Source organism: Clostridium sp. UBA4395 (assembly GCF_002390995.1).
In the GTDB taxonomy this organism is placed as follows: Bacteria; Bacillota; Clostridia; order Clostridiales; family Clostridiaceae; genus Clostridium_J; species Clostridium_J sulfidigenes.
Genome location: NZ_DGRF01000062.1, coordinates 26,960 through 53,902 on the forward strand (window position 1 = coordinate 26,960; position 26,943 = coordinate 53,902).

A 26,943-nucleotide genomic window follows, 5' to 3' on the forward strand; every position below is an offset into this window, starting at 1 on the left:
TTTATACATTCATTGTATTTTCTGCTTCTTCATTATATTTAATTTTCTTAAGTAGGCTGAATACTATTAGATATGATATTACAATGCTTATTATTCCACCAATTATTATACCTATTGCTATTGGTCCCATACTAAAATCTATTGTAATTAAATTTACTAGAAATGTCACGGGATAGTATACTGCCAAAGCATATACCGCCATCTTTTTCCACATAAAAATACCTATAGAAATAAGAATAATTATTATTCCCAATATAACTGAAAATACTACCATTCCATTGCTAAGGGCAAGTTCTGGATATATTTGGGCTGTATTCTTATTTGTAAGTGGAGTAAAAAGCGAATTAATTCCTCCAAGAATGTAAATCACTAACATTAATGTGGTCCAAAAACCTCTTGTCTTTTTTTCCATTTTATAATTCCCCCTTATATAATTATATTAAATAATTTCTAATACTATTTTAGCAGAAACTTATACTTTTTTGTATAAATTAATTAAAAATACTATTTATATACTTAAAAGTATGTGAATTTATAAACTACAAGAATTAATTATATTATAGCTATTTACTAAATACCTCCTAAATCTTCTACTTCTTTTTTATACGTATCATATAATCCTTTTAAATTAAGAAATTCATTTACAAAAGCTCCTCCATGCTTTAATCCCTCATCAATATACTTCATCCCTTCCTTTGCAAAAACAAAACAATATTTTACTATTTCTTCCTTAGTAACATTACACTTTATATATTGGGGTATTGCTTTCATATTTAAATGATTTTGAATTTGATTATAATAAAATTGAGCTATTACATAATTTTTTAGCTGGTCCCTATCCTCAAATTGACTCCATTTAATTTCAGATGCATATACTTCTTCTTTAAAATTTTTAATTATATAATCGAATATAGTAACAGATGAATCTATTCTCCTTTGTAAGTTATGTGATAAATTATTTGAATGAATTCTATAATTTATTACTGCACCATCTACTTTTCCATAATTCCAATTATATTTTATTAACTGCAGACAATTCAATGTATCTGCAGAAAAATCATTGTTTTTATAAACTATCCAATTTATTTTATTGTCCTTAAAAAAATTCAATCTATGAAGACAATTCATAGGTATAATACCCGATGCAGATTTAAAAATACGTTCAATGACCTCATATTTAGGATGAACTTGGTAGTTCCATTGCTGAACTATTATATTATCTTCATCCACTATATTAAAGTCACTAAATACATAGTCCTTGTTTGTATTTTTTTCTAAATAATCTACAAATTTGTAAATAGCATCCCTTTCTACAAAGTCATCACAAGCAATCCATTGAAGATACTTCCCCTTTGCGTTACTAATAATTTCTTGAATTCCTTTTGATGCTCCACCTGAGTTCAGACTATGATAAATTCCTCGTATATTTTTATGTTTTTTCTCATAATTTCTAATTATTTCATCAGAGCCGTCTGTTGAACAGTCATCTATAAGTAAAATTTCTATATTAGGATAGGTTTGATTTATAAAAGAATCTACACATTTTGATAAATATTTATTACCATTATAATTTGTTATTCCTATAGTAACTAATGGTTGCTCAATCATTGAAACTTTTTTTATTTCAGCTAGAGTTATGAATAATGCCTTTAGTTTTTCTATTTGATCCTGCAACTCAAAATCATTCTTAACAAAACAATTATACTCTTGAGAATCATATTTACTATCAATTAACATCTCAAGAGCCTCATTTATTGTATTCCAAATTAAACACTGAGGATATATTTCTTTTGCACCAACAAAATTATGGATTATAGGTTTTATTCCTTTTGCCATGGCTTGCATAATACTTATGTTTTGTGATTCCAATACACTTGTACATAAAATATAATTTTTGTCTTCTAGCCATATATCTAGATTATCCTGCCATCCTTCATAAATCACATTATCTTCCAACCCAAACTCTTTTATCATTTGATTAAAATATAAAACATCTCTAGCATCTTGAAATTTACCAGCAATATATAACTTGTATTGATTGTTTTTATCGTATATAGCTTTAAACGTATGAAGCAATAGCATAGGTCCTTTCTTATAGTTTATATAACCTACATATGCAATATTAAACCCAGGTTTTCTATCTTTAAAAGTCCATTTAGTAATATCTATACCATTAGGAATTACCATGGTTTTCTCTTTATCTATATTGAAATTATTAATAGTAAAATTCCTTATATGTTCTGATACAAATATGATTTTATCAATATTTTCCCAGTAAACATTACATGGATATTCAGTAAAGGATTCATAGCTGTGTATTCTACATATAATATTCTTTTCTTTAGCAATATCCAGTTTGCTTCCATAGGATATTAATTCATCACACCACTCAAACCAGCATATGTCGGCAAACTTCATCCCTTCATCAATTTGTTTTAAATTTGTTACCACTATTTTTTTAGTTACATAGTCATGGGATAATTCATTAATAATATCTTTTAAAAAACTATCTAGTCCCTGCTTTACGAAAAATACAATATTTTTTTTATTACTTTTCTCAGAATCAACTCTCATACTACTTACATTTTCAACCATACTATCGCTCCTTTATTACTATTATTAAATATAGTAAGAATAGATACTTATTCTATTGGTAATCTATCCAATAAAATCTTATTTTTCTTTACCATATTTTATGTTAATTAGTAATCATCCAGTTTTATATTAATTTAAACAAAAGATTACTAACTATAGTAGAAAACAATAATCTACTCCTTATATGAACCATAAAAGCTTACAGTCTCTATATCTCCTGGATTTTCCTTTGGTACTATAGCCATATTATAGATTTTATCTACATAAAGAGGACTACTATTTGACAAATTGTTATATTCATCAGTTACATAATAATTATCTGTATGTCCAGTACCACTTCTTGTCACTCCAATATTTACTATGGCTACATACTTTGAATTCTCTGCAACAGTTCCCTTGACATTTACCTGCCTTATAGTACCTTCATCTTTGTTACAACAATTGCATTCCTTACAACATTTACACTCGTCGTTTATAACCACTTTTAAAAATGGAACAAGATATCTATCCTTACATATTGAAGAACCAAATTGTGTAACAATACTATTACTTCTATCAAGTAATGCTATTCCTGTATTACTTAATTTATTTTGTAACCATAATACAACAAATTCGGTTAAATCTACTGTTATAGCTACATTTGAAGTCATTGGATGAAAATTCTTTCTAATATTACAATTTATTTCTGGCTGATTATTGAAAGTTGTATAAGTACTGAAATAATCACATAGTGGGTATATAGAAAATATTTTCCTACAATCATCATAAAAATTATTTGTCTTAAACAATACAAGTTCTGCACTAGAAATTGAGGCATTACTTGGTATACTAGAAATATCAAAAAATAAATAACTAATATAGCTGTGTATACCATCACTACCTACAGTTATAGTAGGCTTATTCATATTTCCGTTTATCAATTTACTGGTTACGGTAAGACTCTTGGTAGCATAAATTATTATATTGGACAAATTTGTCACCTCTTTTTTAATCCATTAGTTTAAAGCATGGAGCAATAAATTGCTCCATGCCATTTTAAATAATTCTAGATGGTGTATGACCATGCGGTTACTACACCAGTAGATTCGTCAACAGTATCACCTGTTATAAACTTTGGTACAATTGACAAAGTATAAGAAGTATTAACAGCTAATGATGTTCCATTTGCTGTATTATCATAAGCAATTACTCTATAAAATGATCTATCTCTTCCTGCTGAAACAGCATTTGTAACATTAAGTCTAATTGTTAAATAAGCAAGACTATTCCTAGCAACAGTGCCTGTAACTCCAACAGAACGAGGTGTACCAGTTTGAGGAGTATCAAAATCAATTGTTAAAGCCATAAAATTCATCCCCCAAATTTATTTTTAGGATTTTGCTCCTGATATATTATATGACCTTATACATAAAATGTGATTTGCAAGCTTAATATTCATGTAATTACTTTTATAAATGCATGCATAGTAATTATAATTTTGCCATTATACTCTATTTTGTTTTGCAAATAGTAATGTTTACTACAAGAACAGTTCATTAAATTTTCACATAGTATATATAGTAAAATTAATATACTATTTTATTTATTAAAACAATGAAGCTTTTTATTTAAAAGAGGAGATTATATATTATGAGAAATAAAGTAAGCTTATGCATGATTGTAAAAAATGAAGAAAACTATTTACCAAGCTGTCTTAACAGTATTAAAGATATTGTAGATGAGATAATTGTTGTTGATACAGGGTCTACGGATAAAACTGTAGATATAGCCAAAAGCTTTGGGGCTAAAGTTTACTATTTTCCTTGGTGCAATAACTTTAGTGAAGCTAGAAATGAATCCCTAAAATATGCTACCAAAGATTGGATACTTATATTAGATGCAGATGATGAATTAACCCCTAAGAATCAAGAAAACTTGAAAGATTTATTAAATAGACAGTTAGATGAAAATGCGATTTACTACTTTGAAACATTAAATTATTATGGAAATATTGTTGATGATAATTCAATAACTATAAATTTAAATCCTAGACTATTTAAAAATAACCACGGAACTCACTATGAGGGAGAAATTCATAATCAATTAGTATACTCAGAAAACAAATATAAAGCAATTTATCAATTAATGCAAATTAGTCATTATGGATATATGACTAAATCAATAGAGTCTAAGAATAAAAGAAATAGAAATATACCTATTTTAAATGAGCAAATAAAAAAAGATCCCAATGATTCCTTTGCCCATTTTAACCTAGGTACTGAATACGCAGCATTAAACGATAATGAAACTGCGTTAGAACATTACTATAAATCCTATGAGAAATTTGATCCATACAACGGATATAGTTATTTACTAATATTTAGGATAATTTTCTTAAACTATAAAATTAAAAATTATGATACAGCTTTTAAGTTCATAGACATCGGTATTAAGCATTATCCTAAATTTACTGACTTATATTTTTTAAAATCTCTTATTTTTAAAGATATGAATATGCCTACACTTCAGATAGAATCTCTTAAAGAATGTATTGAGCTAGGTGAAGCACCATCTGAATTAAAATGCTTATATGGAATAGGAAGTTTTAAGGCATACTATGAGTTAGGCAATGCCTACTTCGCACTAAAAGACTATGATGCTGCATACAATTATTATATTGAAACACTTAAATCAAAGTCCGATTTCCTTAATCCCTTATACCTTATTGGAGATATATTAAAATTCAAAAATACCCCAATGGATAACTTTAAAAGGATTATAGAAGATCTTATTTCTAGTTCTCCAAAATCTAATCATATTATTGCAGATTTGTTTTATAATGAAGGACTCTATGAAATAGCATTGGAATACGTAGAAAAATGTGAACTATCTGAAACTATTACTGAAGAGCTGGTATTACTTAAAGCTAAATGTCTTGTAATGTCTGGTTCCTTTACCAAGTGTATTGACATGCCCAATATAGTTGATGATAATTCTTCAAATTTATATTTTTCAATGTACAAAGTTATAAGTAGTGTATTAACTAATAATTACGATAAGGCGTTATCCTTATTATCCAATTTTAAAGAGGATTCCTTATCAGGTTACAATAAAAAACTATTAGAAGTGTATTCACAGTTTTTAAAATTATTTACCAAAGAATCCACCACTCTTTTATCTGAAGATGAAAACGAAAGGGAATATCTTGATATTATTCTAGAAATATGTGAAATATTGCTTATAAATGATAAATATGACGAACTTAAAATAGCTGTACACTTACTAAATTTAATAAATAATAAATTTGTGCTTCTTAATCTAGGAAAACTATATTTTAAACATGGGTATATTGAACATGCCAAAAAAGAAATCATTAGGTCAATAAAAGAATTTGAAGTTTATGATAGTGATAGTCTAGATATATTGCAATATTGCATTAATAATAAAGACGTCTCATAAATCTATATAATTAAAGACTCCCAAACGTTAATTTAGGAGTCTTTATTAGTTCTATACTATATTATAGTATACACTTTAATGCATTATCTAAATCATTTATTATGTCTTCCACATTTTCTAGACCAACAGCTATTCTTATTAATCCATCACTAATACCAGCCATTTCTCTTTCTTCTTTAGTGTATGGTGAATGTGTCATTGATGCTGGATGTTGAATTAAAGTTTCAGCATCTCCAAGACTTACTGCTATTGTACAAAGCTCTGTACTGTTTATAACTTTCTTACCTTCTTCGATTCCACCTTTTACCTCAAAAGCTATTACAGCTCCTGGTAAAGACATTTGCTTTTTAGCTAATTCATATTGTGGGAAACTTTCTAAACCTGGATAATATACTTTTTCTACTGCATTATGTCCTTCTAAAAATTTAGCTACTTTCATAGCATTTTCACAATGTTTTTCCATTCTTATTTCTAGAGTTTTCATACCTCTAATGATTAAAAATGCATCAAAAGGACTTAAGCTAGCTCCTGTCATATCCTTTACACCAAATAATCTAACATTTTTTATAAATTCTCCACTTCCAACTACAAAACCAGAAATTACATCTCCATGACCATTTAAGAACTTTGTTCCTGAATGAATTACTACATCAGCTCCAAATTCTAATGGTCTTTGAATATATGGGGTACAGAAAGTATTGTCAACCATTACTATGCAATCCTTATTTTGGTGAGCTATCTTACTTATGGCTTCTATATCTGCAACTTCAAGATTTGGATTTGCTGGTGTTTCCAAATAAACTACCTTAGTATTTTCTCTCATAGCCTGTCTTACTTCTTCAAGATTGGTAGTATCTACAAAAGTTACCTCAACCCCATATCTGCTTATTCCATGATTCAAATAAGCATAGGTACATCCATAAAGAGTTTTTGCTGCTACTACATGGTCTCCAGCTTTTAACACTGTCCAAAATGCTGATGCAACAGCTCCAATGCCAGATGCAGTAGAAATTGCTGCCTCTGCACCTTCTAATATTGCTAACTTCTCTTCCAATTGAGTATTTGTTGGATTTCCAAGTCTTGAATATATATATCCGCCTTCTTCAAGGGCAAATCTTCTACCACCTTGCTCAGCAGATTCGAAAGTAAAGGTTGCTGTTTGATGAATAGGAGTGGCTAAAGCACCAAATTGATCTTTAACATGTCCACCATGAATTGCTCTAGTAGCAAAGCCCATTGCTTTTAAATTATTTCCCATTAATTTGACCTCCCAATATAAATTATTTTTACAATAATATATAGCAATTCTAGTGCCAAATTAAGGGTAATCTAAGTGATACTAAATCTAGGTGCATATACTTTTAGACAAAGCTTTAATAACAAGGAAAGGAAGAAACTCATTTATTTTTATAATATGCAACTTATAATATTTATAATAAGTTAGTGTAAATATTTCTTTACTCACTAAATTTTTTTCGTAAAGTTTTATTTACATATGTAAATTAATCTTTACGCGCTTTAATACAAAACACCTACATTTTTATATTGTACTTATTAATTTTATTCATTATTGTTGTATGAGAAACTTTAAGTACACTTGCAGCTTTTCTATAACTCTTATAATTATATATAGTTTTTTTAATAATTTCTTTTTCACATTTCTCCATTATATCTTTTAATGGTAGCTGCAAATATTCATCAGATTTTTTATCTATAATATCTTTAGATCCATAGCTATAAATATCATTCTTAAAATTAATAAAAATGTCCTCTTCAGTTAATATATCACCTTTGCATAAATTCATTGCTCTTTCTATAACATTTTGTAACTCTCTAACATTTCCAGGCCAATGATATTTCATTAACTCGCTAATGAACTCAACATCAGCACCCTTTATATTTTTATTTAATTTATAATTTAACTTATCTATAAAGAACTGTACAAAAAGTGGAATGTCCTCTAATCGTTCCTTTAATGTTGGAATATACATAGGAACTACATTTAATCTATAATATAAATCTTCTCTAAAAGTTTTATCCTTAATCATTTTCTCAAGATTCTTATTAGTTGCTGCTATGATTCTTACATCTATGGCTTCTTCTTTATTACTACCAATTTTTCTAATTTTTCCTTCTTGTATCACCCTTAATAACTTTGCTTGGATAAACATAGGCATTTCTCCTATTTCATCTAGAAATAAAGTTCCTTCACTAGCTTCTTTAATAATGCCATCTTTTCCCCCTATCATTGCACCTGTAAAGCTTCCTGGCTCATATCCAAACAACTCACTCTCTAATAATGTTTCTGGTAATGCCGCGCAGTTAATAGCAATAAAATTCTTATTACACCTAGGGCTTATGTCATGTATTGCCTTTGCAAAGACTTCCTTACCCGTACCACTTTCACCTCTTAATAACACAGTTGAGTTGCTCTTTCCAATAGTTAAAGTCATATTTTTAACTCGCTCTATTGCCTTGCTTGTACCAATAATGTTCTTGAATTCCCTATCTTCTATTGAATCTATTATAGCTTTCAACTTTTTTTCTTTCTGTTCATAATATAATAAATCCATTTCTTTAACGGAAATAATATCTTTAATATTACAAATCTCTTTCATTAGTTCCTTCTTCAACCCATCTTCCGTGTCCTCAACCTTTACACATACCTTTTGAAAAAACACCTCCATAGAAATTAAGTTAATTTTCCTATTGTAAATTTTCTCTAATATCTCTACTGTAATTCCTAATCTATCTTTTGTAATTATCTCAAATCTAATCATACAAATCCCCCTTTTGTAAGAAAGTACTATGTTTAAAAGTGGCGTTACAAGACTTCTATTGTAACGCCACTTAAGCTATCCCTTAAAATATAAAACTTTATTTTACTTAGATTAATTCTAAATTATTTATATCTAAATTATAAATAACATCTTTTCGTTCCACTATAACATTGATTTTTTTCTTTACTTCTTCATTTTCTATTATCTTTGAAATAAGTTCTTTAGTTGGATTTATAGCATATGGATTTCCTACAGATTTAAACATAGTTAAATCCCCAGAAGTATCTCCGTAAGCATAACTTTTACTTAAATCTATATCATATTTTTCTTTTAACTCCATTAAAGCATTTTCTTTACTTACAGAATCCCACATTGGTATAATTTCGCCAGTATATTTTCCGCGGTTATCAGCTTTATAAATTGTACCCCTAAAATCGTCCATTTCATATTTTCCTGCCATCTCTCTTACAAGCTCTATAGGAGATCCAGAAATAGCAATTACAACATGTCCTTGCTCCTTGTGCCATTTAATTTTATCCCTAGAAAATGTATATACCCTATCACCTTTCTGATTAATCACATTTCTAGCTATATGTTCTATATGTTCTTTGCTTAACCCCTTAGTGGCCTCAATATAAACGTCAATCATTTTAAGTAAATAGGTATCATAATCCCCTTGTCTAATATCCCACTTGGAAAAAGCTGGCCTAACTTCATTATACCATTTATCTTCTTCAACTAACTCATATTTTATTATTTTTTTAAAAACTTCTGTTATTAAACCTTCTCTATAGATAGTTCCATCTATATCAAAAAATGCTGCAATCTTTCCCATATAAAGCCCTCCTTAAGTTACACTTCAACTCTACACTTTTGTTAGTAGATTTACTTCTTCAAATAAAAATAAGAAGAAGTTTCCATTATAATATTCTATCTACAATAACATATTTATGATTTAAAGTCTAGTATTCATAAAGGGATTAATTGACTAAACTTTACTAATGCATCTCATATTCTTTACCTTTTAAATATAATTTTAAAAACTTCATACAAAATTTGATGAAAGCTTTATTAGCATACTTTTAAAGTTCATCATCAAATAACCATTTAATCAAAGAAAATCTAACATGCTTTGGGATATTATTTTTATCTTTTATTCTATCTTCTTCTGAATCAGATAGATTCTCAATACATTCATGAGTCATTTGTTGTTTTAATTTTTCATTTTCCTTCTCTTTTTCAGCTAATTTCTTTTCAGTTAGTATTTTTTCATTATCACTTAATAATATCTTCTGCTCTAAAAAACTATTTCTCCTTCTTAACATGTCATTGTCATTTATATATGATTTTAATTTCTCTTTTTCACTATAGAATTTATACTTTAGATTTGAAATTTGACTTTTTTCATGTTTTATATCTTCACTCAATGCTTTTAGTTCTTCATATGCCTGATTAAGTTTTAACTGTAATTCTAGTTTTTCCTTTTTAATTATTTCAATTTTTTCAAAATAAATTTTTGAATTTTTCTTCTTTAAATTTAACCTTTCATTTTTTTTCAATAAACTTTTATTTTTCTGTAATTTGCCTTCTTCTGAAGTATCCAAAATTTCATGTAAAAATAATTGTATATCTCCATTCAAGTTCATTACATATATCTCATTGATAAAAAAATTATTATTGTTATTTTCTAAGTATTCTTGATATACTACTTTTTTAGGTAATATATTATCAAATAGTTTATATATCTTATAATTGCTAAAATTTTGTCCATAATCTTTAGAAAAACAACCATAAAGCTTATTATCACAGATCCACAAAGCCCATAAAATTTCATTATACAACATCAATAAGCAAGAATTTATATCTACATGCTCAAATAGTATAATATTTTTATTTACTCCTATTTCTTTATAGTGATAAATCACTCTATTAACCTGATCGTCCTGTTCAATAAATAGGTAATGGTTTCTATTTCTTTCTACACAAAAAGCAAAATCTATATATGTTAAGAGTGATGTATGTATAATCTCCTCCTTTCCCCATCTCCCTTCATTAATATGAAAACTTCTAGTAGCTAATTGATATCCTCCACCTAACATAGTATTTAATGATACTATACTAAGAGTACTATCTTTACAAATACTATACGGAAACCTTACATAATATTCTAGGTTAGATATAATTTGTGGGTTAGTCCATGTTACTTTTCTATTGTAAACTTGATGAATTAACACTTCTGAATAAGTATATCTGTCTATTATGCTATACAGTAAATGAATATCTTTCAAACAAAAAAATGCTTTAATTTGTACAGGCGTAATTGTATCATGTTTCATATTGAGAAGAGTATTATACTTCCATACTTTATTCTCTAATGTACATAGAATAAGATCTCCACAAATATCCTGACAAAAAACATGAACTTCCCCATTCCAGTCTTCCAAAACATAAAAATATTTAAAACTATCTTTGTAAACACTTATATTTTCTGACCATTCACGCTTCATAAGGATTTGATAATATATACCTTGCTCACTATCATAAGAAAACTTTAGTAATTTCCCATCTTGCTGCTTGACTAAAAAACAATCATAATTTTCATTAGTCATTTTTCCCCCCTCCTCCAAAACTTTCACAGTCTTTGTAAAATGGAATAAATACTATTTCCTCTACAATTACATTTGTTGAAATTAAGACACTAACATCAAACTTCAAACTTTTGTTTATGAATACTGGAGTGCTTATTAATTTAGCAAAAGAGTTAATTACAAATTCCATTCCCTTTTGTTCTGCGTCCGAAGGTATATATAAAGTAGCTTTCTGCGTTCCCTTAAGTTTTCCTTCAAATATATATTTTTGATCCATCTCATCCATACATTCTATATAGTAAGGAATATAAAAATCATATTGAAAAATTGAGTATTTTTTTTCATTATCTATAATCTTTCTATTTTTCGTTTCATTCATAACTTCACATTTTTTAAATATAATATCCTCTACAGTTATAACTGTGTCATCCTTTGAAGATGTTTCAATTGTAACCTGTGAAAATATTATTTTTTCTTGATACGTAGATAAAACTTTCTTGGCCAGTATTGCAGTAGTACTATCTTGCTTTCCTTTATCCTCCAAACCTGTGAAAGCAAAAGACTTTTCCTCTACTTCAAATTTATTCTGAGTAACAATACCTATATCGTAAGGAATACTGTTATTATGTGTAAAAGTAAAACTATCTAAAATAGAATTATCAGAGATGTTAATCCTTTCAAATACACCTTTTCCATCATTACTTTTACTAGTTACAAATAGAGTTTTTTTGTCAGGAGATAATCTAATTCTTTGTAACTCTGGAAGAGTAGTTTTTACTGTTGCTATACATTCTTTTTTTAATATATCTACAACTTCAATTCTATGTAACCCATTATTTGCTACATATAAAAGGAGTCCTGCCTGTACTAAATATGAGATAGACGATCCTTTTGGAAAGTCAATATATGAAACATCTCCATTTTCAAGATTCAATACAGAAACATTCCCCTTACAATTTCCTTTACTAATTCCTTTATTTGAAATATAGATATAATTTTCATCTTCTCCAATGATCATATATATAGGTGCAGTCCCAACATCTTTATATACTTTTACTAATTGGAAGTTTGATGTATCATAAACTTTTATTTCATTCTGAAAAATGTCTAATACAAATAATTTTTTCTTCTCTTTGTCAAGTTCTAAACTTTCCGCAGCAATAAATCCTTTTATACACCCAATCTTTTCACCAGTTCTTAGACTATAAATACACACTTCTTCAGTATCACTAGCATAGATTTTCTGAGCTATTGAATCAACTTTAATATTACCGTTATTAGCAATTTCCCATATTTTACTAGAATCATATAAATCCTCAACAAGTGTAACTTTATTATTTCTATCACTAGCTATATATATATTATTTTTTTCATCAACAATAATATTTAGAGGCCTTGGACCAATTTCAATCTCTTTTATAATACTATAATTATCTCCGTCAATTATGGATACAGTTTCTGTTCCTAAATGTGATACATAATAGATATTTTTCTCTCTTTTATTAAACATAGACTCCTCTTCACCCCTCCTTTACTAACAAAATATATTGATGTAACTAGCAAACCTTCATATAACTCTCTTATATCCTTTATATTAATATCAAATTTGCTACTTCTTAACCTACTAAAAGTAATTTTAAATACATATTATTTAAATATTAGTTCAAAGAGTGATCGGCACTAAAACTATATAAAAACTCCTTTGCTTCCATTTAACATTAGTTTCCGAGTTCACTCTTATTCTAAAAATATGCTTTACACCTGCTTATTATGCAATATAATCCTTTAAAAATTGACTAAGCAAATTTTATTCTACTAATTCATAAATTTCGCTTTTTCCGTCTTTAACAATTTTATAGGTGCTAGTTGGATAAATATTATTTTTCTGTAATTCCTTCTGTATGACTTCCATATCTATTTCTTTAAATTTCACTGCCTGAGTACAGCTAATATTAATCTTATTAGGAGCAGTAACAAGTTTTACTACAATATTTTTTTTAATTAAGCGCTCATAAATATATAACGCTCTGTGATGAGAAGTAAAGATCATGATATAATCGTAATCTTCTATTTTCATATTATTCACCTCTATTTTGTGTTTACCTAATTTATACATGTCCTTACTTTATTGTATGCTTTATAACTTTAGAAGTGACTTTATACTCCACCTGGTCTTCGTCTTAGTAATCGTTCCATAATAGATTGATTCTTTTCTAATTCAAGTTCTTCACTCAACCTCATTCTTTCTTCATTTATCATCTCACTTTGCTGTTTAATTATTACATTTTCTTCTTGGCATTCTTTCAATTTACTTTCAACAGCTATTTTAATCTTTTTTTCTTCTATCAATTTTTCTCTTGTATATTCCAACTCCTTTTGAATATTTCTTGTAAGAACTTCCTCTTCCAAAAATCTTTTTTTTGTATCTTCTAGCTCTTTTTGAATGTTTTTTTGTAATTCTAAAAATATATTACAATTCTCATCAGATTTACGCTTTTGTTCTAATACTCTAGAAATTTGGTCTTCATATTCTTCTATAAATCTTTGATTTTTTTGTAATTGCAGATTTAAAGCAGTAATTTTTTTTTCTAAATTTTTCTTTTCTAAATTTACGCGAGATAATTCAAATTTTAAACTTTCACTTGATTCTCCTTCCTGCGATACTATTTTTTTAGCTTTACCTCCTTTAGATTCTAATGAATCTTTTATATTTACTATAAATTCACTAGGATCAAACAAATACAGATCTAATCCCCTAGTTCCGTAAATTTTTCTTACTTTTCTATCACTATCTTTATCTATATAAATAAAACAATTATATCTTTCTACTGTAAGTTCATTCCCTCTATCAAAATAGACTTGACCGTCCCATTTTTCGCCATCAAAAGCTGAATAGAAAATCTTACCTTGTTCTAGCCAACAAGAATATAATTTATTACTTTCAGTAAATAATATAGGTTCATTTAGTTCCTTTCTACTTTCATGAACTCTAAATTCTTTTAAACTTCCAATAATATCTATAGAAACATGATCAAGAAAATATATAGAGTCTTCTCTAGATTTATTTAGTATATGAATCTCTTGCTGAACCATTAGAACTTCAAAACCTATATCCTCTCCTTGGATACCATAAAGCCTTCTCACAGACGACCACCTATTACTTTCAAAGTTACAATAGTTTAAAGAAACTTCATCACCTTCATCTGTAATAAAAAATGCATAAATATTTCTTTTTTTATTTACATGTATTGAATAGTATTCTTTTAAATTTGGTATCAATATAATGTCTTGTATTGTAGTAGTTTTAGTTTCTTTTCCGTTCCATATACAATGCATTAATACGCCATGGTCACTACCATCATTACCTACAAGTAAATAAAAGATATGCATCTCCTCTTCTACAATTTCAACTTTTAAATTTTGTATTTCAAACTCATTACTTTCCACTTGGTAAAGTACCTTTCCCAACCATCGTTTATCTTTCATAGTGCAATATCTCAGCTCACCTTTAGTATTGCTGTATACCACATGTATTATCTCATCTCCACTAATATAAACATCAAACCCTAGCACTTCTACATCAATTAGAGTTTCTTTAGTCCATTTTCCTTCACTGTACATAATTCTATAGCATAATTCTTTATTATCGTTTAGTGAAAACTTCCATATGTTATCTCTACAGTCCCCATATATCCAAGGATATACACCATTCATACTCACTCCCCCCTTTATAAAATTATATTTAAATAAAAATTTATTATGCACTTCTATAGAACAAAAAATTTATTAACTTGCCTTTTTAATATCACCACTTTAATATTCTTACATATGATGTATTGTAAGTATTAAATAAATTTATATTTATCATAATTTTTCAAGAGGAGGAGAATTTATGTCCATTAACTTCAAGAAATTTGTGCCACGTCCTGGTCTTGTAAATAAACAAGGGCGTTTACCTGATCCTTCAGAATTAGTTTGCATTGAAGTTCCTAAAATTTTTGATCAATGCTTAATTAAAAGATGTCTTGTATACGGTGAAGGCCCAGACACAAATACAACAGATAATCAATTGAGAAGTGACCCACTTATTGAGCCTAAGAGATATATTGGTAGTAGAGACTTCAATGTAGAACTACTTTCCGTAGATAAAATTCCTATTAAAGGAAAACCAGGATTCAAGAAAATAGTCCTAAATTATGTGATTTCTTTCTGTGCTGACTATATTGATTGTAATGGTGTAAACAAAAGTGAATTATATGAAATTAATAGGACAGATATAATTGGAAAGTTCTACTGTCCTGATTCCATAGCTCAAATTTCAGCTAGTTTTGTACCTGTTCAACAAGCTGAAGATTTAGATTCTAACATTATAAAGCTTGAAATGGTTGCTGAAGCTCTAGATGGCGAGTTATTACAAGATCCAAACGGCGATGATGTTTTAGATATTACTTTAGGTTACTACATTGTTGTAAAATGTGAGCTTATTGTACAACTACTCATCCCTGCTTATGATTACTGTCCAGTTCCAAAAGAACCATGTGAAGAAGAGCCTGAAGAAGATCCATGTGAAAGATTTGATAGAGCCCCAATTCCTAAGTTCTATCCAGATCAAAACTTAGATCCATTATTCCCAGACTGTGATGATAATGATTAAAAGTACTATAACTGAAAAATAATTAAGGTTTATGTAGTTATATGAATAATTTAACTTCGTTAAAATTAGTAATCATGAAAGGTGATACTATTCTTAAGTATATTATTTTATAATAAATGCCTATCTCTCATCACCTTTCTTCCATAAAACTCATATACTATAATAAAAACACTCAACAAAATAATTTAATATTCTAATTATTAACACAATTAACATTTTTAAAATTTATGTAATTAAAGGGAGGATTCTATTTATGAATTCAATGTCAAAAGGTTATTATGATCCTTGCAAAAAAGAATCTAAAGAGGACAAACACTGTCCAACTATTATAAAATGTGGTACTCCTAGTTCTACTACAGTACCTGCAGCTACTATAGCTGGTACAACTTTCACTGTAAGTTCTCTTACTCTAGACACTTGTGGCTTATGTAACCCAATAACAAAGTTAGAATTTGCAAGTAATCTTGTTGCACCAGTTGCATTCACAGGAACTATAAACTTCCAAGTATTTAAACTTTGTAGAGGTCAATTTACACCTGTTCCTGTAGGACCTGCATGGACATTCAATTTAGTAGCATTACTTTCATCAGAAACATTCTCATTCTTTGTTTGTGATTGTGATTCTTGCTTTGATGATTGCTGTACCTATACTGTAGTTGCAACTGTTACTAGCGCAGTTACTGTTGGTACTCTTAATATAAACAATGCAACACTTGGAGCAATATCAACATGTGGTAGATGTAACTGTTGCTAAAAATTATGAGTATCCGAAAATAATTTAGTTTAGCTAATTTAAAGTTAAGGGCAATCAATTATCGTCCTTAACTTTATAGATTTTAAAATGAAAATTTATAAATATATACTTTTTAAGTTAATTAAACTCGAGGTTACTAACCTTGAGTTTTCTTTAACTAGCTTTTTATTCTTTATAAAAAATATAATTTATAGTTATTGCTCTAAGTACAACTTTTTATACTCTAATATATTATGTAAAGTAAATTTGTTATAATTTAAAACAACAGGGGAAAAGAAAATAAATCTAAAATAATAAGGAGATGACGTTATGCCCTCTTTACAACTTTCACCTGTACATGACACTTATATCTCTATGCTAAAGCCAAACAATAATTTTGGTACGTCAAGTCTTTTATTTACAGGCGTGTTTGTTCAACCTGCAGATGTATTTAGAAGTTTATTAAAGTTTAATTTATCTGGAGTTATACCTGACGGAAATACTATTTTAAATGCTTCTTTAAATTTATTTGTATATAGAAAGGATTCTTCAGATGGAACATTATCTCCTCAAACTGTTAGCGTATTTACTAATTCAAATGATTTTTTACAGAATACTGTTACTTGGAATAATGCGCCATCCATAGATCCAACTCCCTATTCTATAGATATAACAGATGCAGATGTTAATACTTTTATTAGTATTGATATAACAAATATAGTAATTGATTGGTTTGAAAATATACTACCCAACAATGGTATTACTTTAGTTGGAATAGAAAATATAATTCTCTCTACTATTGGATATCTATCTAGTGAATGGTCAGCACCAATTCAAAGACCATTTCTAAATATTGAATATACTGTAATACCCCAACCTGTAGATGCAAATATAAGCGAATATGCCTATATATATAATACAGGAAATCAACTGATACCATCCCAAGAAGCTATAAAATATAACTCAAATGGTTGGATATTGGGACACATTGGTCATATTGTAGGAGAATCTGAAATTTTCCTAGAAATTGCTGGTGACTACGAAGTAATGTTCAGTATATCTGGAGCTGAGCCGAATGTATTTGGTATTTTTATTAATGGAGTTCTTGTTACTAATACTATATTTAAATCAGGTGATACAAATCAACAAAATACTGGATATGCAATCATTAGTATCAATTCACCTTCTATAATTACTATTGTAAACATGTTGTCCGACACACCTGTTACCCTCCAAACTATACCCGATATAACAAATGAAAGTGTAACTGCGGCTGTGTATATTCAAAAATTAAATCTAAGAACATCATCTAATGTTACAAATACCGTTGAATTTTTGGAAGCATTAAACGATTCTACCATTAACACTATTAATATGTCTCCCGGACTATATAATATAAGTTTAGAATCTCCTTTTATCCGCACAACAGCCGTAAAATTACAATCAACATTACCAGGAGCACAGATTACTTTTGCTATATCTCAAGACATCACTTATCTTTCTTTTGGAGATAATATAACATTGACAACAAATAGAATTTATAATATAACCCAACTATTGTTTTATACAGATTTACCCACCTCCATAGCAGCTGCTTCACCCGGCGACACCATATTAATATTTCCTGGTAATTATAATCTTATCGCACAGTTAATAATTAATAAATCATTAACACTTAAAGGATTTTCTGCTGATACAACAATAATTACATTTGCAGATCTTGGTGATACTTCTCATTTATCTATTCAATCAGATAATGTTACCCTTGAAGGACTTCATTTCGTAGCACCTACACCAATTTCTGGAAATTCTAACTCGCTATTTAATATTCCTTTTAAAGCTTTTCCGGATGATATTTATAGAAACATCACTATAAGTAGTTGTATTATGGAAGGCGGTCGCCGCAACGCCTTTATTAAAGCAGACAACCTCTCTATTTTATCTACAACATTTATTCATACTGGTAATCGAAATTCCTTGCATATTGAATCTGTACAAGGTAGAACACTTATTGCTGGAAACACTTTTAATGGATCAACTGACAGCTTAGCTACAATGACATTTGAAGGTATCCCATTGTCAAGTGGTTCAATTATTATTAGAAATAATATTTCAAATTCTTTTACTCAATTTACACTATTTAATACTGAATTTCAAAATGCATCAATCTTAATCGATGAAAATACAATAACTCATATATCCAAAGCTTTATCTGGTAGTTCAATTATTTTTCTTCCAATAGATTTTGCACAGGTTGATTTTATTCATATCGAAAATAATAAAATTGTTAATTTAAACGCTAATCGTCTAGCTGTATTTCTTGACTATAGATTCGGAGGAACAAATATTCCAAGAGATGAACAAATTAAATTATTCAATAATATTTTTGATGTTGCACTTCCTTGGGGAGCTGTAGATGATACAGTAGACACTCTATATCCAGTAGGATTTAGTACGGGTGCACCTCCTAGTTTAACTCTAACTGTATTTGAATTGGTACTCAATACAGTTATTTACTAAAACATCTAAGCATAATTCAGTATAATATCTATATATTTTCATTAAACTCTCATTAACTTCAACTCTCTGTTTTTTAAATATAAAATTACGATTAATCTATAATAATGTTGCTCTATTTCAATAATAAAGATGAGCTTTCATTTTATATATTTTTCTTTCTATATAGTATATATTCATTATAAATATATACTATATAGAAAGAAAATGACCTACATCTAGCTGATGTAGGTCATTACATTTATACTAAAATTCAATTATACTTTAACCCTATGCCTATTTTTTATTAGATACTATTTGCTTTGCTACTTCATTTGCTGAAATCATTCCACTCTGTAAAGCGCCTTGTTGCGATGCATGTTTTTGTGATATATGCTCTCCTGCAAAGAATACTCTATTTCCCATTTCTGGAACAGTTACAGCATATGAAAACAGTGTTTTATCCTCTGGTTTTGATAGTGCCGCTGCTCCCCATATATACTGTACATCAGACCAGATTAATGACTTATAATCAATAAAATTTTCATCAATATAATGAGGAGGAAGTTCATGCATTTTTTCAAGGTATTTTATAACGTCATTAACTTGCAACTCAGGGTTTTCATTGCCTAACCTAACAGCTTCTTGACCCCAACTATAACTAGCAAGCAATACCCCTGGCTCTTCAGTCTTTACATCATTCTTTAAAGTCCAATTCCCATATTTATTAGGTACAGGTTTTGCGTGATCTGATGGATAGTAAACTGAAGTTAGTGGTAGATCAGTGAAAGATCGTCCTCCTACTATTCTTTTTGACGTATTTCCCATTTCCCAAAATCTTTTCTTAATATATAAATATATCTTTTGCGCTGTTTCATAATTCATTTCATTTATTGCCTGCATCTTTGTCACTGTGAAAAGAGGATTAATCTCAACTCTTCTCAGGCTTGTGAATGGAATAGCACATATAACATAATCATATTCTTCTAGATTCTCCTTGCTTGTTCCACATTCTTTATATTTAAGAATGATTTTATTATTTGAAGATGAACTATATATGCCATCAATTGGAGAACCCATTTTTATATCTACACAACCTAATTTATCTTTGTCAATACCTTTGTACACTTCTTCTAAGTTTCCACAAATTGCTTTGTATAATGAAAAAGGTAAGTTAATCATACCATTATTAATACCATAAGTGAACTCAGAATCAACAGTATAATATTGTTGTAAAATTTCTGTAAGACTTAATCTAAAAAACTGATGACTACCTTCCAGATAACCTAACATTGATATTGCATCTTCACTAAACTCTTCATTTTCATATGCTCTTCTATAACTTAGTTTGTCTATGTCCTCTATACTTTTTAAGTATTCAGGTTTAGTTTCAACTAACTCCTTTCTTTCTTCAGATGTAAGAGCATCTAAATATTTTTGATAAAATTTTCTATTAAGTTGTGAACGAACTTTGTTTCTGTCGCTGTCTGTCAAAAGAAATTCATGAAATATATTCCTTGATATATATTTCCCTTTAGGATTATTCACAGCTCTTTTGCCTCTTACATAAAGCAGAGTATTAGTATTATTATTTACAAAGGGGCTTGTGTTAAGCTTAAAAAGATTTATATAATGCCAAGTTGTCTCATGGGATACTGGTATACTCATTGGTCCTAATTCACCATAGTATCTTTTACTTCTGTCAAAATAGTAGGTATATACCCTACCACCTATTCTCTCACTTGCTTCAAATAAAGTAATATTACATCCTATCTTCCTAAGTTCAAAGGCTGCAGATAGCCCTGCCTCTCCCCCACCAATTACTGCTACTTTAATATTTTTAGCATACCCTGGTGGACAAATATTTGTTATATCTTTAGGGGGACTCATTAAATCAATTATATTATCTAGATCATCTAATCTATTCTGCATCTTTAGTATATATTCAAGCATTTTATATCTTTCACAATCACTAGGATTGTCTATTTGATAAAGAGAGTTTGAATTATTACAAGCATTCATAACTTTCACATCCTAATGTTTTTTATTACATATATAATTATATATGTACTGTATCCTCCATTTCACATTATTTTAATCTATAAATCATTATAATTGCTTCCACTAATTTTTCTATATCCTCGAAAGTATTAAAATAACCTGGACTCACCCTTACCGTACCAGCATACTCCGTACCGATTACATCATGTATTAAAGGTGCACAGTGGTAGCCTGTCCGTACAGCAATTCCTCTTTCATTTAGTTGTTCACCAACAACTGAAGCATCAATTCCATCTACATTTAATGAAATTACTGCACTTCTCTGTTTTTTAGAATCACTTCCATAAATTTTTACGTAAGAAAGTTTTTTTATCTGTTCTAGCAAATACCATAATAATTCTTCTTCATACTTTCGTATATTATCTAATCCAGTTTTCTTAATAAATTTTACACCTTCACATAAACCTGCAATTCCTGGTGTATTTAGTGTTCCACTTTCAAACTGATCTGGAACAAAGTCTGGTTGGATCATAAAGTGTGAGTTACTTCCTGTTCCACCCTCCTTAAAGTTCCTTAGCTTAATACCATCTCTTATAAATAATCCCCCTGTTCCTTGAGGTCCAAATAACCCTTTATGCCCTGGAAAAGCTAATAGATCAATATGATCATTTTCCACATCAATTGGAATTACTCCAGCACTTTGAGATGCATCTACCATAAATATAATCCCATTATCCTTTGAAATCCTTCCAATGCTTTTAATATCCTGAATACTACCTAATACATTAGAAGTGTGATTGATAATAATCATTTTAGTGTTTTTCTTAATCTCTTTTTTGATGTCATTAAAATTAATATAACCTGATTTATCTACACCTACCAAAGTAACTTGAACTCCATCTTCAAACAATGAATGAAGTGGTCTTAAAACAGAATTGTGTTCAATTACTGTACTAATAACATGGTCTCCTCTTTTTAAAGCTCCTTTTATTGATATATTTAAGGCTTCTGTAGCATTACTAGTAAAAATCAAATTCAAAGGACTTGGTATATTAAATAATTCACATATTTCCTCTCTTGTTTCCATGATTTTCAAAGCTGATTTCACAGACATATCATGGGAGCCTCTCCCTGGATTAGCACAATAATTTTTCATGCAATTTAATACTTGGTCATAAACTTCTGATGGTTTTGGAAAGGATGTAGCTGCATTATCTAAATAAATCATATAATCCTCCTTTTATAGGCACAACACAAATAAATATATGACTTATCATTAAAATAAGAAATATCTATCATTAAGTCTAAAGTCATAAAACTATTGCTCATTATACATTATATTCAAAATATTGAAGTTTCGTGATTGCTCATAAAAATATAAAAGATAATTATTTTAGAATAATAATCTATAAATTATAGATACATAAGAAAAATCTCGGAATGGAAATTTCACACTCCGAGACTTTGTTAACATTAATATTAGTAATTTATTTATTTATATGAAAACTATCTAAGCTCTTGGATATATAACTATTCTTTAACAACAGTTATTTCTGCCACATGTTGATATTGCTCCAAGTGTTGCGTTATTAATATTAAGAGTACCCACAGTAACTGCACTAGTAACAGTTGCTACTACAGTATAGGTACAGCAATCATCAAAACAAGAATCACAATCACAAACAAAGAATGAGAATGTTCTAGATGAAAGTAATGCTACTAAATCAAATGTCCATGAAGGTCCTACAGGAACAGGTGTAACTTGACCTTTACAAAGTTTAAACACTTGGAAGTTTAGAGTTCCTGTAAAAGCAACTGGAGCAACAAGATTACTTGCAAATTCTAGTTTTGTTATTGGATTACATAAGCAAGAATTATCTAAAGTAACAGAGCTAACAGTAAAAGTTGTACCTGCTATAGTCGCTACTGGAATTGTAGTTGCACTAGGAGTACCACATTTTATAATAGTTGCACAGTTTTTTTCCTTTTTAAATTCCTTTTTACAAGGCTCATGCTTACAAGGGTCCTTTTTGCAAGGGTCAGGTTTACAAGGATCATAACATTTTTTTGACATTGAATTCATATATAGAATCCTCCTTTTACTTAAATATATTTTAATTAAATCAATTATATGGTCAACTTAGGTATCATTTTATTTTAAGTGTTTTTATTGTAATATAGAGTTTTTATAAAAAAGGTGATGATAGATAAGCTTTTATTAAAAATATGTCAATATGGATAAAAATATAATCACCTTTATAGCTACTGATTTTTGTAAGTTACATCACTCATTTACTTGTAAAAACCTTAAGTATTTTTCCTTATAATAGAGTCTATAATTTTACTAATCACAATCTCCATCATTATCATCACAGTCTGGGAATAATGGATCTAAGTTTTGATCTGGATAGAACTTAGGAACTGGAGCTCTGTCAAATCTCTCACATGGGTCTTCTTCTGGCTCTTCTTCGCATAACTCTTTAGGAACTGGACAGTAGTCATAAGCAGGTATAAGTAATTGTACAATAAGTTCACATTTTACAATAATGTAGTAACCTAAAGTAATATCTAAAACATCATCTCCATTTAGATCCTGTAGTAATTCACCGTCTAGAGCTTCAGCAACCATCTCAAGTTTAATAATATTGGAATCTAAATCTTCAGCTTGTTGAACTGGAACAAAACTAGCTGAAATTTGAGCTATTGAATCAGGGCAGTAGAACTTCCCAATTACATCAGTTCTATTAATTTCATATAGTTCACTTTTGGTAATACCATTACAATCAATGTAATCAGCATAGAAAGAAATCATATAATTAAGAACTATTCTTTTGAAGCCACATTTCCCTTTAACTGGAATCTTATCTACAGAAATCAGTGTCACATCGAAATCTCTACTTCCAATGTATCTCTTGGGATCAATAAGTGGGTCGCTTCTTAATTCACAATCTGTTGTATTGGTGTCAGCACCTTCCCCATATACAAGGCATCTTTTAATTAAACATTGGTCAAAAATTTTAGGAACTTCAATACAAACTAATTCTGAAGGATCAGGTAAACGTCCTTGCTTATTTACAAGGCCTGGTCGTGGTATAAATTTCTTAAAGTTAATGGACATAGATTCTCCTCCTTTTTGAAAAAATATAATAATGTTAATCTATTTAATACTTTCAATACATCATATGCTGTAAGAGAATATTGGTGATAAATAAACAAATTTAAAATGCAAAAAAAATTGCTACCATACAAATTTTATGGTTACAATTTTTTACATATTGTATGTTTATTTTTAAGTTGATATTAAATAATCTATCCTTTACCTATTAATTTTTTCACGAAATCAGTTTTAGGATTTTCTATTATTTCAGCTGGCGGTCCAATTTGTATTATTTTCCCTTTATCCATAACAAGCACTCTAGTTCCAAGTTTTAAAGCTTCTTTTATATCATGAGTAATAAATACAATGGTTACATTAAACTCTTTATAAATACGTAAGATTTCTTCCTGCAATAACTTTCTAGTTATTTCATCAACTGCACCAAAGGGTTCATCCATAAGTAATATCTCTGGTGACGCAGCTAGAGCTCTTGCAAGACCAACTCTTTGGCGCTGTCCCCCTGAAAGTTCACTTGGATAACGTTCTAACGTATCTTCACTTAATCCAACAACTTTTATTAGCTCCTCAACTTTGGACTCTATCTTTCTTTTATCATCTTTCTTTATTAGATTAGGTACATAAGAGATATTTTTCCTTATGTTCATATGTGGAAATAATCCAACTCCTTGGATAACATACCCAACTCTTCGTCTAAGTTCAATTTGATTCACCCTCGATATATCCTGTCCATTTACATGGATCTTTCCATCCTCTGGTGTAAGTAAACCATTTATCAGTTTTAATACTGTAGTTTTACCACAACCTGAACTACCTATTATCGTTAAAAATTCTCCTTTATTTATCTTTAAATTAAAATCGTTTAATATCAAGTTATTACCATATGCCTTGGCCACACTTTCAAAATGTATAACATCTTGTTTTTCCATACATTTCTCCCTCTGCTATAATTACTTTAATAATCCTTTATTTATTAGGAATTCTTTTGCCACTTCTCTTTCATCAAGGCCTTTTCCCTCTACTTTATGATTTAATTCTGCCATTTCTTTATCAGTTAGTATATTTTCCATTTTAGTCAGAACTACTTTCAATTCTGGGTATTTCTCAAGGACCTCTTCACGTATAACAGTTCCGCAATAATAAGTTTGATAGAAATTTTTATCATCTTTAAGTACTACTATATCTGAACTGGCAAGTTGGCCATCTGTTGTGAATATATTCATTACATCAATTTCCTTAGAATTTATAGCTTCATATTTAAGACCAATATCCATATCTAACGCCTTTTTAAACTTTAATCCATAAGTAGAACATAATGCATCATATCCATCTTCTCTTTCATAAAAGTCATATTCAGCTCCAAATATAAGCTCTGGCGAATATGCTACAAGATCAGAGTAAGTCTTAATATTATACTTTTCTGCAATATCTTTTCTTATTACTAGCCCAAAAGTATTATTAAATCCATACAATCCAACCCACTTTAGGTTGTACTGACTTTCATATTTTTCTGTAAGCTCCTTATATAAGGTTTCATCATCCGGAATTCCCTCTTCTTTTAGTACAAAGCTCCAACCAGTTCCAGTATATTCTGGGTAAAGATCAAAATCACCCTTTACAATGGCAGGGTGAATATTACTTGTGCCACCGCCTACTCCTTTAGTAATTTCAGCCTCCAAATCAGTATTATCTTCGATAAGTAATGCTAGCATCTCACCTAAGATAAATTGTTCAGTCATTGGTTTTGTTGCTATCTTAATGGTTTTGCTTTTACTTGAACATCCTACCATAGAAACTACGAAAATAAATAACAATAATAGAGAAAACTTTTTACAATATTTCTTTAAATTTTTCATGAATTATAATAACCTCCATTTCCTTTTAATAATTTTATCAATACTTCCAATAATAAAATCAAATATCAATGCTAGTAAAGCTATTAATAAACTTCCTGCAATAGTCATGGTTTTATTATTTGTAGTTATACCTCTATAAATTGCCACTCCAAGCCCACCTGCCCCAATAAATGAAGCAATACCACCAAGAGCAATTGTCATAACTACCATATTTCTAAGTCCCGATAATATCACTGTAGTAGCAAGAGGAAATTTAACTTTACATAATATTTCAAAAGGTGTACTACCCATTCCTTTTGCAGACTCAATTATGGAAGGATCTATATTTTCTATACCTGTATATGTATTTCTAACCATTGGTAAAAGTGCATAAATGGTAAGGGTTATTACTGCTGTAGTATTTCCAATACCTGAAAAAGGAATTAAAAAACCTAGAAGCGATATAGATGGAATTGTGTAAACAAAATTTGTTATACCAAGAATAAATGGAGATGTCTTTTTATACTCACTAATAAAAATTCCTAATATTAACCCTATTATTGAAGCTATTAATATAGATATTCCTGAAATTTTTAAGTGTTCCATTGTTAGCTTTAAGAAAAATTGCCACCTATCAATATATAATAGAAATACCTCTTTTATCATTTCAACCTCCCCCAATTTTATTTTTCGTTCTGTTAAGTTATA

At 28.9% G+C, this 26,943-nt stretch carries 22 protein-coding genes; 4 read left to right on the forward strand and 18 right to left on the reverse strand.

The genetic code is table 11. The features are described from left to right. Position 1: 1 nt before the first annotated feature. The 4 genes from B2694_RS11440 to B2694_RS11455 form a co-directional block, all read right to left on the reverse strand. Complete coding sequence (locus B2694_RS11440; RefSeq protein ID WP_346885851.1) at positions 2-412, reverse strand: hypothetical protein; 411 nt, start codon at positions 410-412, stop codon at positions 2-4. Between the two features lie 158 nt (positions 413-570). After that, the gene (locus B2694_RS11445; protein WP_346885852.1) at positions 571-2,595 is read right to left on the reverse strand and encodes a glycosyltransferase; all 2,025 of its coding nucleotides are present in this window, start codon (positions 2,593-2,595) and stop codon (positions 571-573) included. 173 nt (positions 2,596-2,768) lie between these two features. Beyond that, positions 2,769-3,566, reverse strand: coding sequence for a DNRLRE domain-containing protein (locus B2694_RS11450; protein ID WP_414632731.1), 798 nt, complete (start codon positions 3,564-3,566; stop codon positions 2,769-2,771). A gap of 74 nt (positions 3,567-3,640) precedes the next feature. Continuing rightward, positions 3,641-3,940, reverse strand: coding sequence for a hypothetical protein (locus B2694_RS11455; protein WP_346870502.1), 300 nt, complete (start codon positions 3,938-3,940; stop codon positions 3,641-3,643). Positions 3,941-4,224: 284 nt separating this feature from the next. Here B2694_RS11455 and B2694_RS11460 point away from each other — a divergent pair, with 284 nt between their 5' ends. After that, positions 4,225-6,033: a tetratricopeptide repeat-containing glycosyltransferase family 2 protein gene (locus B2694_RS11460; RefSeq protein ID WP_346885854.1), complete on the forward strand. Its 1,809-nt coding sequence runs from the start codon at positions 4,225-4,227 to the stop codon at positions 6,031-6,033. A 61-nt stretch (positions 6,034-6,094) separates the two neighbouring features. On the opposite strand, the gene megL is transcribed toward B2694_RS11460, so the two are convergent. From megL to B2694_RS11495, 7 genes are all read right to left on the reverse strand, one after another. Then, a complete protein-coding gene (gene megL / locus B2694_RS11465; RefSeq protein WP_346885855.1) occupies positions 6,095-7,291 on the reverse strand; it encodes a methionine gamma-lyase in 1,197 nt (398 codons plus the stop codon). A gap of 274 nt (positions 7,292-7,565) precedes the next feature. Then, positions 7,566-8,813, reverse strand: a complete 1,248-nt coding sequence (locus tag B2694_RS11470; RefSeq protein WP_346885856.1) for a sigma 54-interacting transcriptional regulator — start codon at positions 8,811-8,813, stop codon at positions 7,566-7,568. Between the two features lie 106 nt (positions 8,814-8,919). Then, positions 8,920-9,648 (reverse strand): HAD-IB family hydrolase, encoded by a 729-nt coding sequence (locus tag B2694_RS11475; RefSeq protein ID WP_346885857.1) that lies wholly within the window; start codon positions 9,646-9,648, stop codon positions 8,920-8,922. Between the two features lie 247 nt (positions 9,649-9,895). Continuing rightward, on the reverse strand, positions 9,896-11,422 hold the full coding sequence (locus B2694_RS11480) for a hypothetical protein (protein ID WP_346885858.1): 1,527 nt from the start codon (positions 11,420-11,422) through the stop codon (positions 9,896-9,898). Continuing rightward, positions 11,415-12,911, reverse strand: a complete 1,497-nt coding sequence (locus B2694_RS11485) for a hypothetical protein (protein WP_346885859.1) — start codon at positions 12,909-12,911, stop codon at positions 11,415-11,417. The genes B2694_RS11480 and B2694_RS11485 overlap by 8 nt, the downstream gene beginning before the upstream one ends. A gap of 297 nt (positions 12,912-13,208) precedes the next feature. Next, positions 13,209-13,478 carry a putative Se/S carrier-like protein gene (locus B2694_RS11490; RefSeq protein ID WP_150844557.1) on the reverse strand — a complete coding sequence of 90 codons (270 nt, stop codon included), beginning with the start codon at positions 13,476-13,478 and terminating at the stop codon, positions 13,209-13,211. Positions 13,479-13,558: 80 nt separating this feature from the next. Next, positions 13,559-15,115: a hypothetical protein gene (locus B2694_RS11495; protein ID WP_346885860.1), complete on the reverse strand. Its 1,557-nt coding sequence runs from the start codon at positions 15,113-15,115 to the stop codon at positions 13,559-13,561. Between the two features lie 178 nt (positions 15,116-15,293). Between B2694_RS11495 and B2694_RS11500 the strand changes: the two genes are divergently transcribed. The 3 genes from B2694_RS11500 to B2694_RS11510 all read left to right on the forward strand — a co-directional run bounded on the left by B2694_RS11500 (position 15,294) and on the right by B2694_RS11510 (position 19,308). Then, positions 15,294-16,055, forward strand: a complete 762-nt coding sequence (locus B2694_RS11500) for a hypothetical protein (protein ID WP_346885861.1) — start codon at positions 15,294-15,296, stop codon at positions 16,053-16,055. A 253-nt stretch (positions 16,056-16,308) separates the two neighbouring features. Next, entirely contained in the window at positions 16,309-16,809 is a 501-nt protein-coding gene (locus B2694_RS11505) for a DUF4489 domain-containing protein (RefSeq protein WP_346885862.1), read from the forward strand. 309 nt (positions 16,810-17,118) lie between these two features. After that, on the forward strand, positions 17,119-19,308 hold the full coding sequence (locus B2694_RS11510; RefSeq protein WP_346885863.1) for a DNRLRE domain-containing protein: 2,190 nt from the start codon (positions 17,119-17,121) through the stop codon (positions 19,306-19,308). 273 nt (positions 19,309-19,581) lie between these two features. Here the strand turns inward: B2694_RS11510 and B2694_RS11515 are convergent, their stop codons facing one another. The 7 genes from B2694_RS11515 to B2694_RS11545 all read right to left on the reverse strand — a co-directional run bounded on the left by B2694_RS11515 (position 19,582) and on the right by B2694_RS11545 (position 26,901). Then, positions 19,582-21,306: a flavin monoamine oxidase family protein gene (locus tag B2694_RS11515; RefSeq protein WP_346885864.1), complete on the reverse strand. Its 1,725-nt coding sequence runs from the start codon at positions 21,304-21,306 to the stop codon at positions 19,582-19,584. 67 nt (positions 21,307-21,373) lie between these two features. Beyond that, complete coding sequence (locus tag B2694_RS11520) at positions 21,374-22,513, reverse strand: aminotransferase class V-fold PLP-dependent enzyme (protein WP_346885865.1); 1,140 nt, start codon at positions 22,511-22,513, stop codon at positions 21,374-21,376. 309 nt (positions 22,514-22,822) lie between these two features. After that, a complete protein-coding gene (locus tag B2694_RS11525; RefSeq protein WP_346885866.1) occupies positions 22,823-23,368 on the reverse strand; it encodes a DUF4489 domain-containing protein in 546 nt (181 codons plus the stop codon). A 261-nt stretch (positions 23,369-23,629) separates the two neighbouring features. Beyond that, complete coding sequence (locus B2694_RS11530; protein WP_346885867.1) at positions 23,630-24,403, reverse strand: hypothetical protein; 774 nt, start codon at positions 24,401-24,403, stop codon at positions 23,630-23,632. A gap of 191 nt (positions 24,404-24,594) precedes the next feature. Further along, positions 24,595-25,329, reverse strand: a complete 735-nt coding sequence (locus B2694_RS11535) for an ABC transporter ATP-binding protein (protein ID WP_346885868.1) — start codon at positions 25,327-25,329, stop codon at positions 24,595-24,597. Between the two features lie 21 nt (positions 25,330-25,350). Continuing rightward, positions 25,351-26,256 carry a glycine betaine ABC transporter substrate-binding protein gene (locus B2694_RS11540; RefSeq protein WP_346885869.1) on the reverse strand — a complete coding sequence of 302 codons (906 nt, stop codon included), beginning with the start codon at positions 26,254-26,256 and terminating at the stop codon, positions 25,351-25,353. 3 nt (positions 26,257-26,259) lie between these two features. After that, positions 26,260-26,901, reverse strand: a complete 642-nt coding sequence (locus B2694_RS11545; protein WP_346885870.1) for an ABC transporter permease — start codon at positions 26,899-26,901, stop codon at positions 26,260-26,262. Between the last annotated feature and the right edge of the window lie 42 nt (positions 26,902-26,943).

Coding starts and splice junctions, on each gene's coding strand:
- B2694_RS11440 (WP_346885851.1), bottom strand. CDS start 412: ATGGAAAAAAAGACAAGAGGTTTTTGGACCACATTAATGTTAGTGATT.
- B2694_RS11445 (WP_346885852.1), bottom strand. CDS start 2,595: ATGGTTGAAAATGTAAGTAGTATGAGAGTTGATTCTGAGAAAAGTAAT.
- B2694_RS11455 (WP_346870502.1), bottom strand. CDS start 3,940: ATGGCTTTAACAATTGATTTTGATACTCCTCAAACTGGTACACCTCGT.
- B2694_RS11460 (WP_346885854.1), top strand. CDS start 4,225: ATGAGAAATAAAGTAAGCTTATGCATGATTGTAAAAAATGAAGAAAAC.
- megL (WP_346885855.1), bottom strand. CDS start 7,291: ATGGGAAATAATTTAAAAGCAATGGGCTTTGCTACTAGAGCAATTCAT.
- B2694_RS11470 (WP_346885856.1), bottom strand. CDS start 8,813: ATGATTAGATTTGAGATAATTACAAAAGATAGATTAGGAATTACAGTA.
- B2694_RS11475 (WP_346885857.1), bottom strand. CDS start 9,648: ATGGGAAAGATTGCAGCATTTTTTGATATAGATGGAACTATCTATAGA.
- B2694_RS11480 (WP_346885858.1), bottom strand. CDS start 11,422: ATGACTAATGAAAATTATGATTGTTTTTTAGTCAAGCAGCAAGATGGG.
- B2694_RS11485 (WP_346885859.1), bottom strand. CDS start 12,911: ATGTTTAATAAAAGAGAGAAAAATATCTATTATGTATCACATTTAGGA.
- B2694_RS11490 (WP_150844557.1), bottom strand. CDS start 13,478: ATGAAAATAGAAGATTACGATTATATCATGATCTTTACTTCTCATCAC.
- B2694_RS11495 (WP_346885860.1), bottom strand. CDS start 15,115: ATGAATGGTGTATATCCTTGGATATATGGGGACTGTAGAGATAACATA.
- B2694_RS11500 (WP_346885861.1), top strand. CDS start 15,294: ATGTCCATTAACTTCAAGAAATTTGTGCCACGTCCTGGTCTTGTAAAT.
- B2694_RS11505 (WP_346885862.1), top strand. CDS start 16,309: ATGAATTCAATGTCAAAAGGTTATTATGATCCTTGCAAAAAAGAATCT.
- B2694_RS11510 (WP_346885863.1), top strand. CDS start 17,119: ATGCCCTCTTTACAACTTTCACCTGTACATGACACTTATATCTCTATG.
- B2694_RS11515 (WP_346885864.1), bottom strand. CDS start 21,306: ATGAATGCTTGTAATAATTCAAACTCTCTTTATCAAATAGACAATCCT.
- B2694_RS11520 (WP_346885865.1), bottom strand. CDS start 22,513: ATGATTTATTTAGATAATGCAGCTACATCCTTTCCAAAACCATCAGAA.
- B2694_RS11525 (WP_346885866.1), bottom strand. CDS start 23,368: ATGAATTCAATGTCAAAAAAATGTTATGATCCTTGTAAACCTGACCCT.
- B2694_RS11530 (WP_346885867.1), bottom strand. CDS start 24,403: ATGTCCATTAACTTTAAGAAATTTATACCACGACCAGGCCTTGTAAAT.
- B2694_RS11535 (WP_346885868.1), bottom strand. CDS start 25,329: ATGGAAAAACAAGATGTTATACATTTTGAAAGTGTGGCCAAGGCATAT.
- B2694_RS11540 (WP_346885869.1), bottom strand. CDS start 26,256: ATGAAAAATTTAAAGAAATATTGTAAAAAGTTTTCTCTATTATTGTTA.
- B2694_RS11545 (WP_346885870.1), bottom strand. CDS start 26,901: ATGATAAAAGAGGTATTTCTATTATATATTGATAGGTGGCAATTTTTC.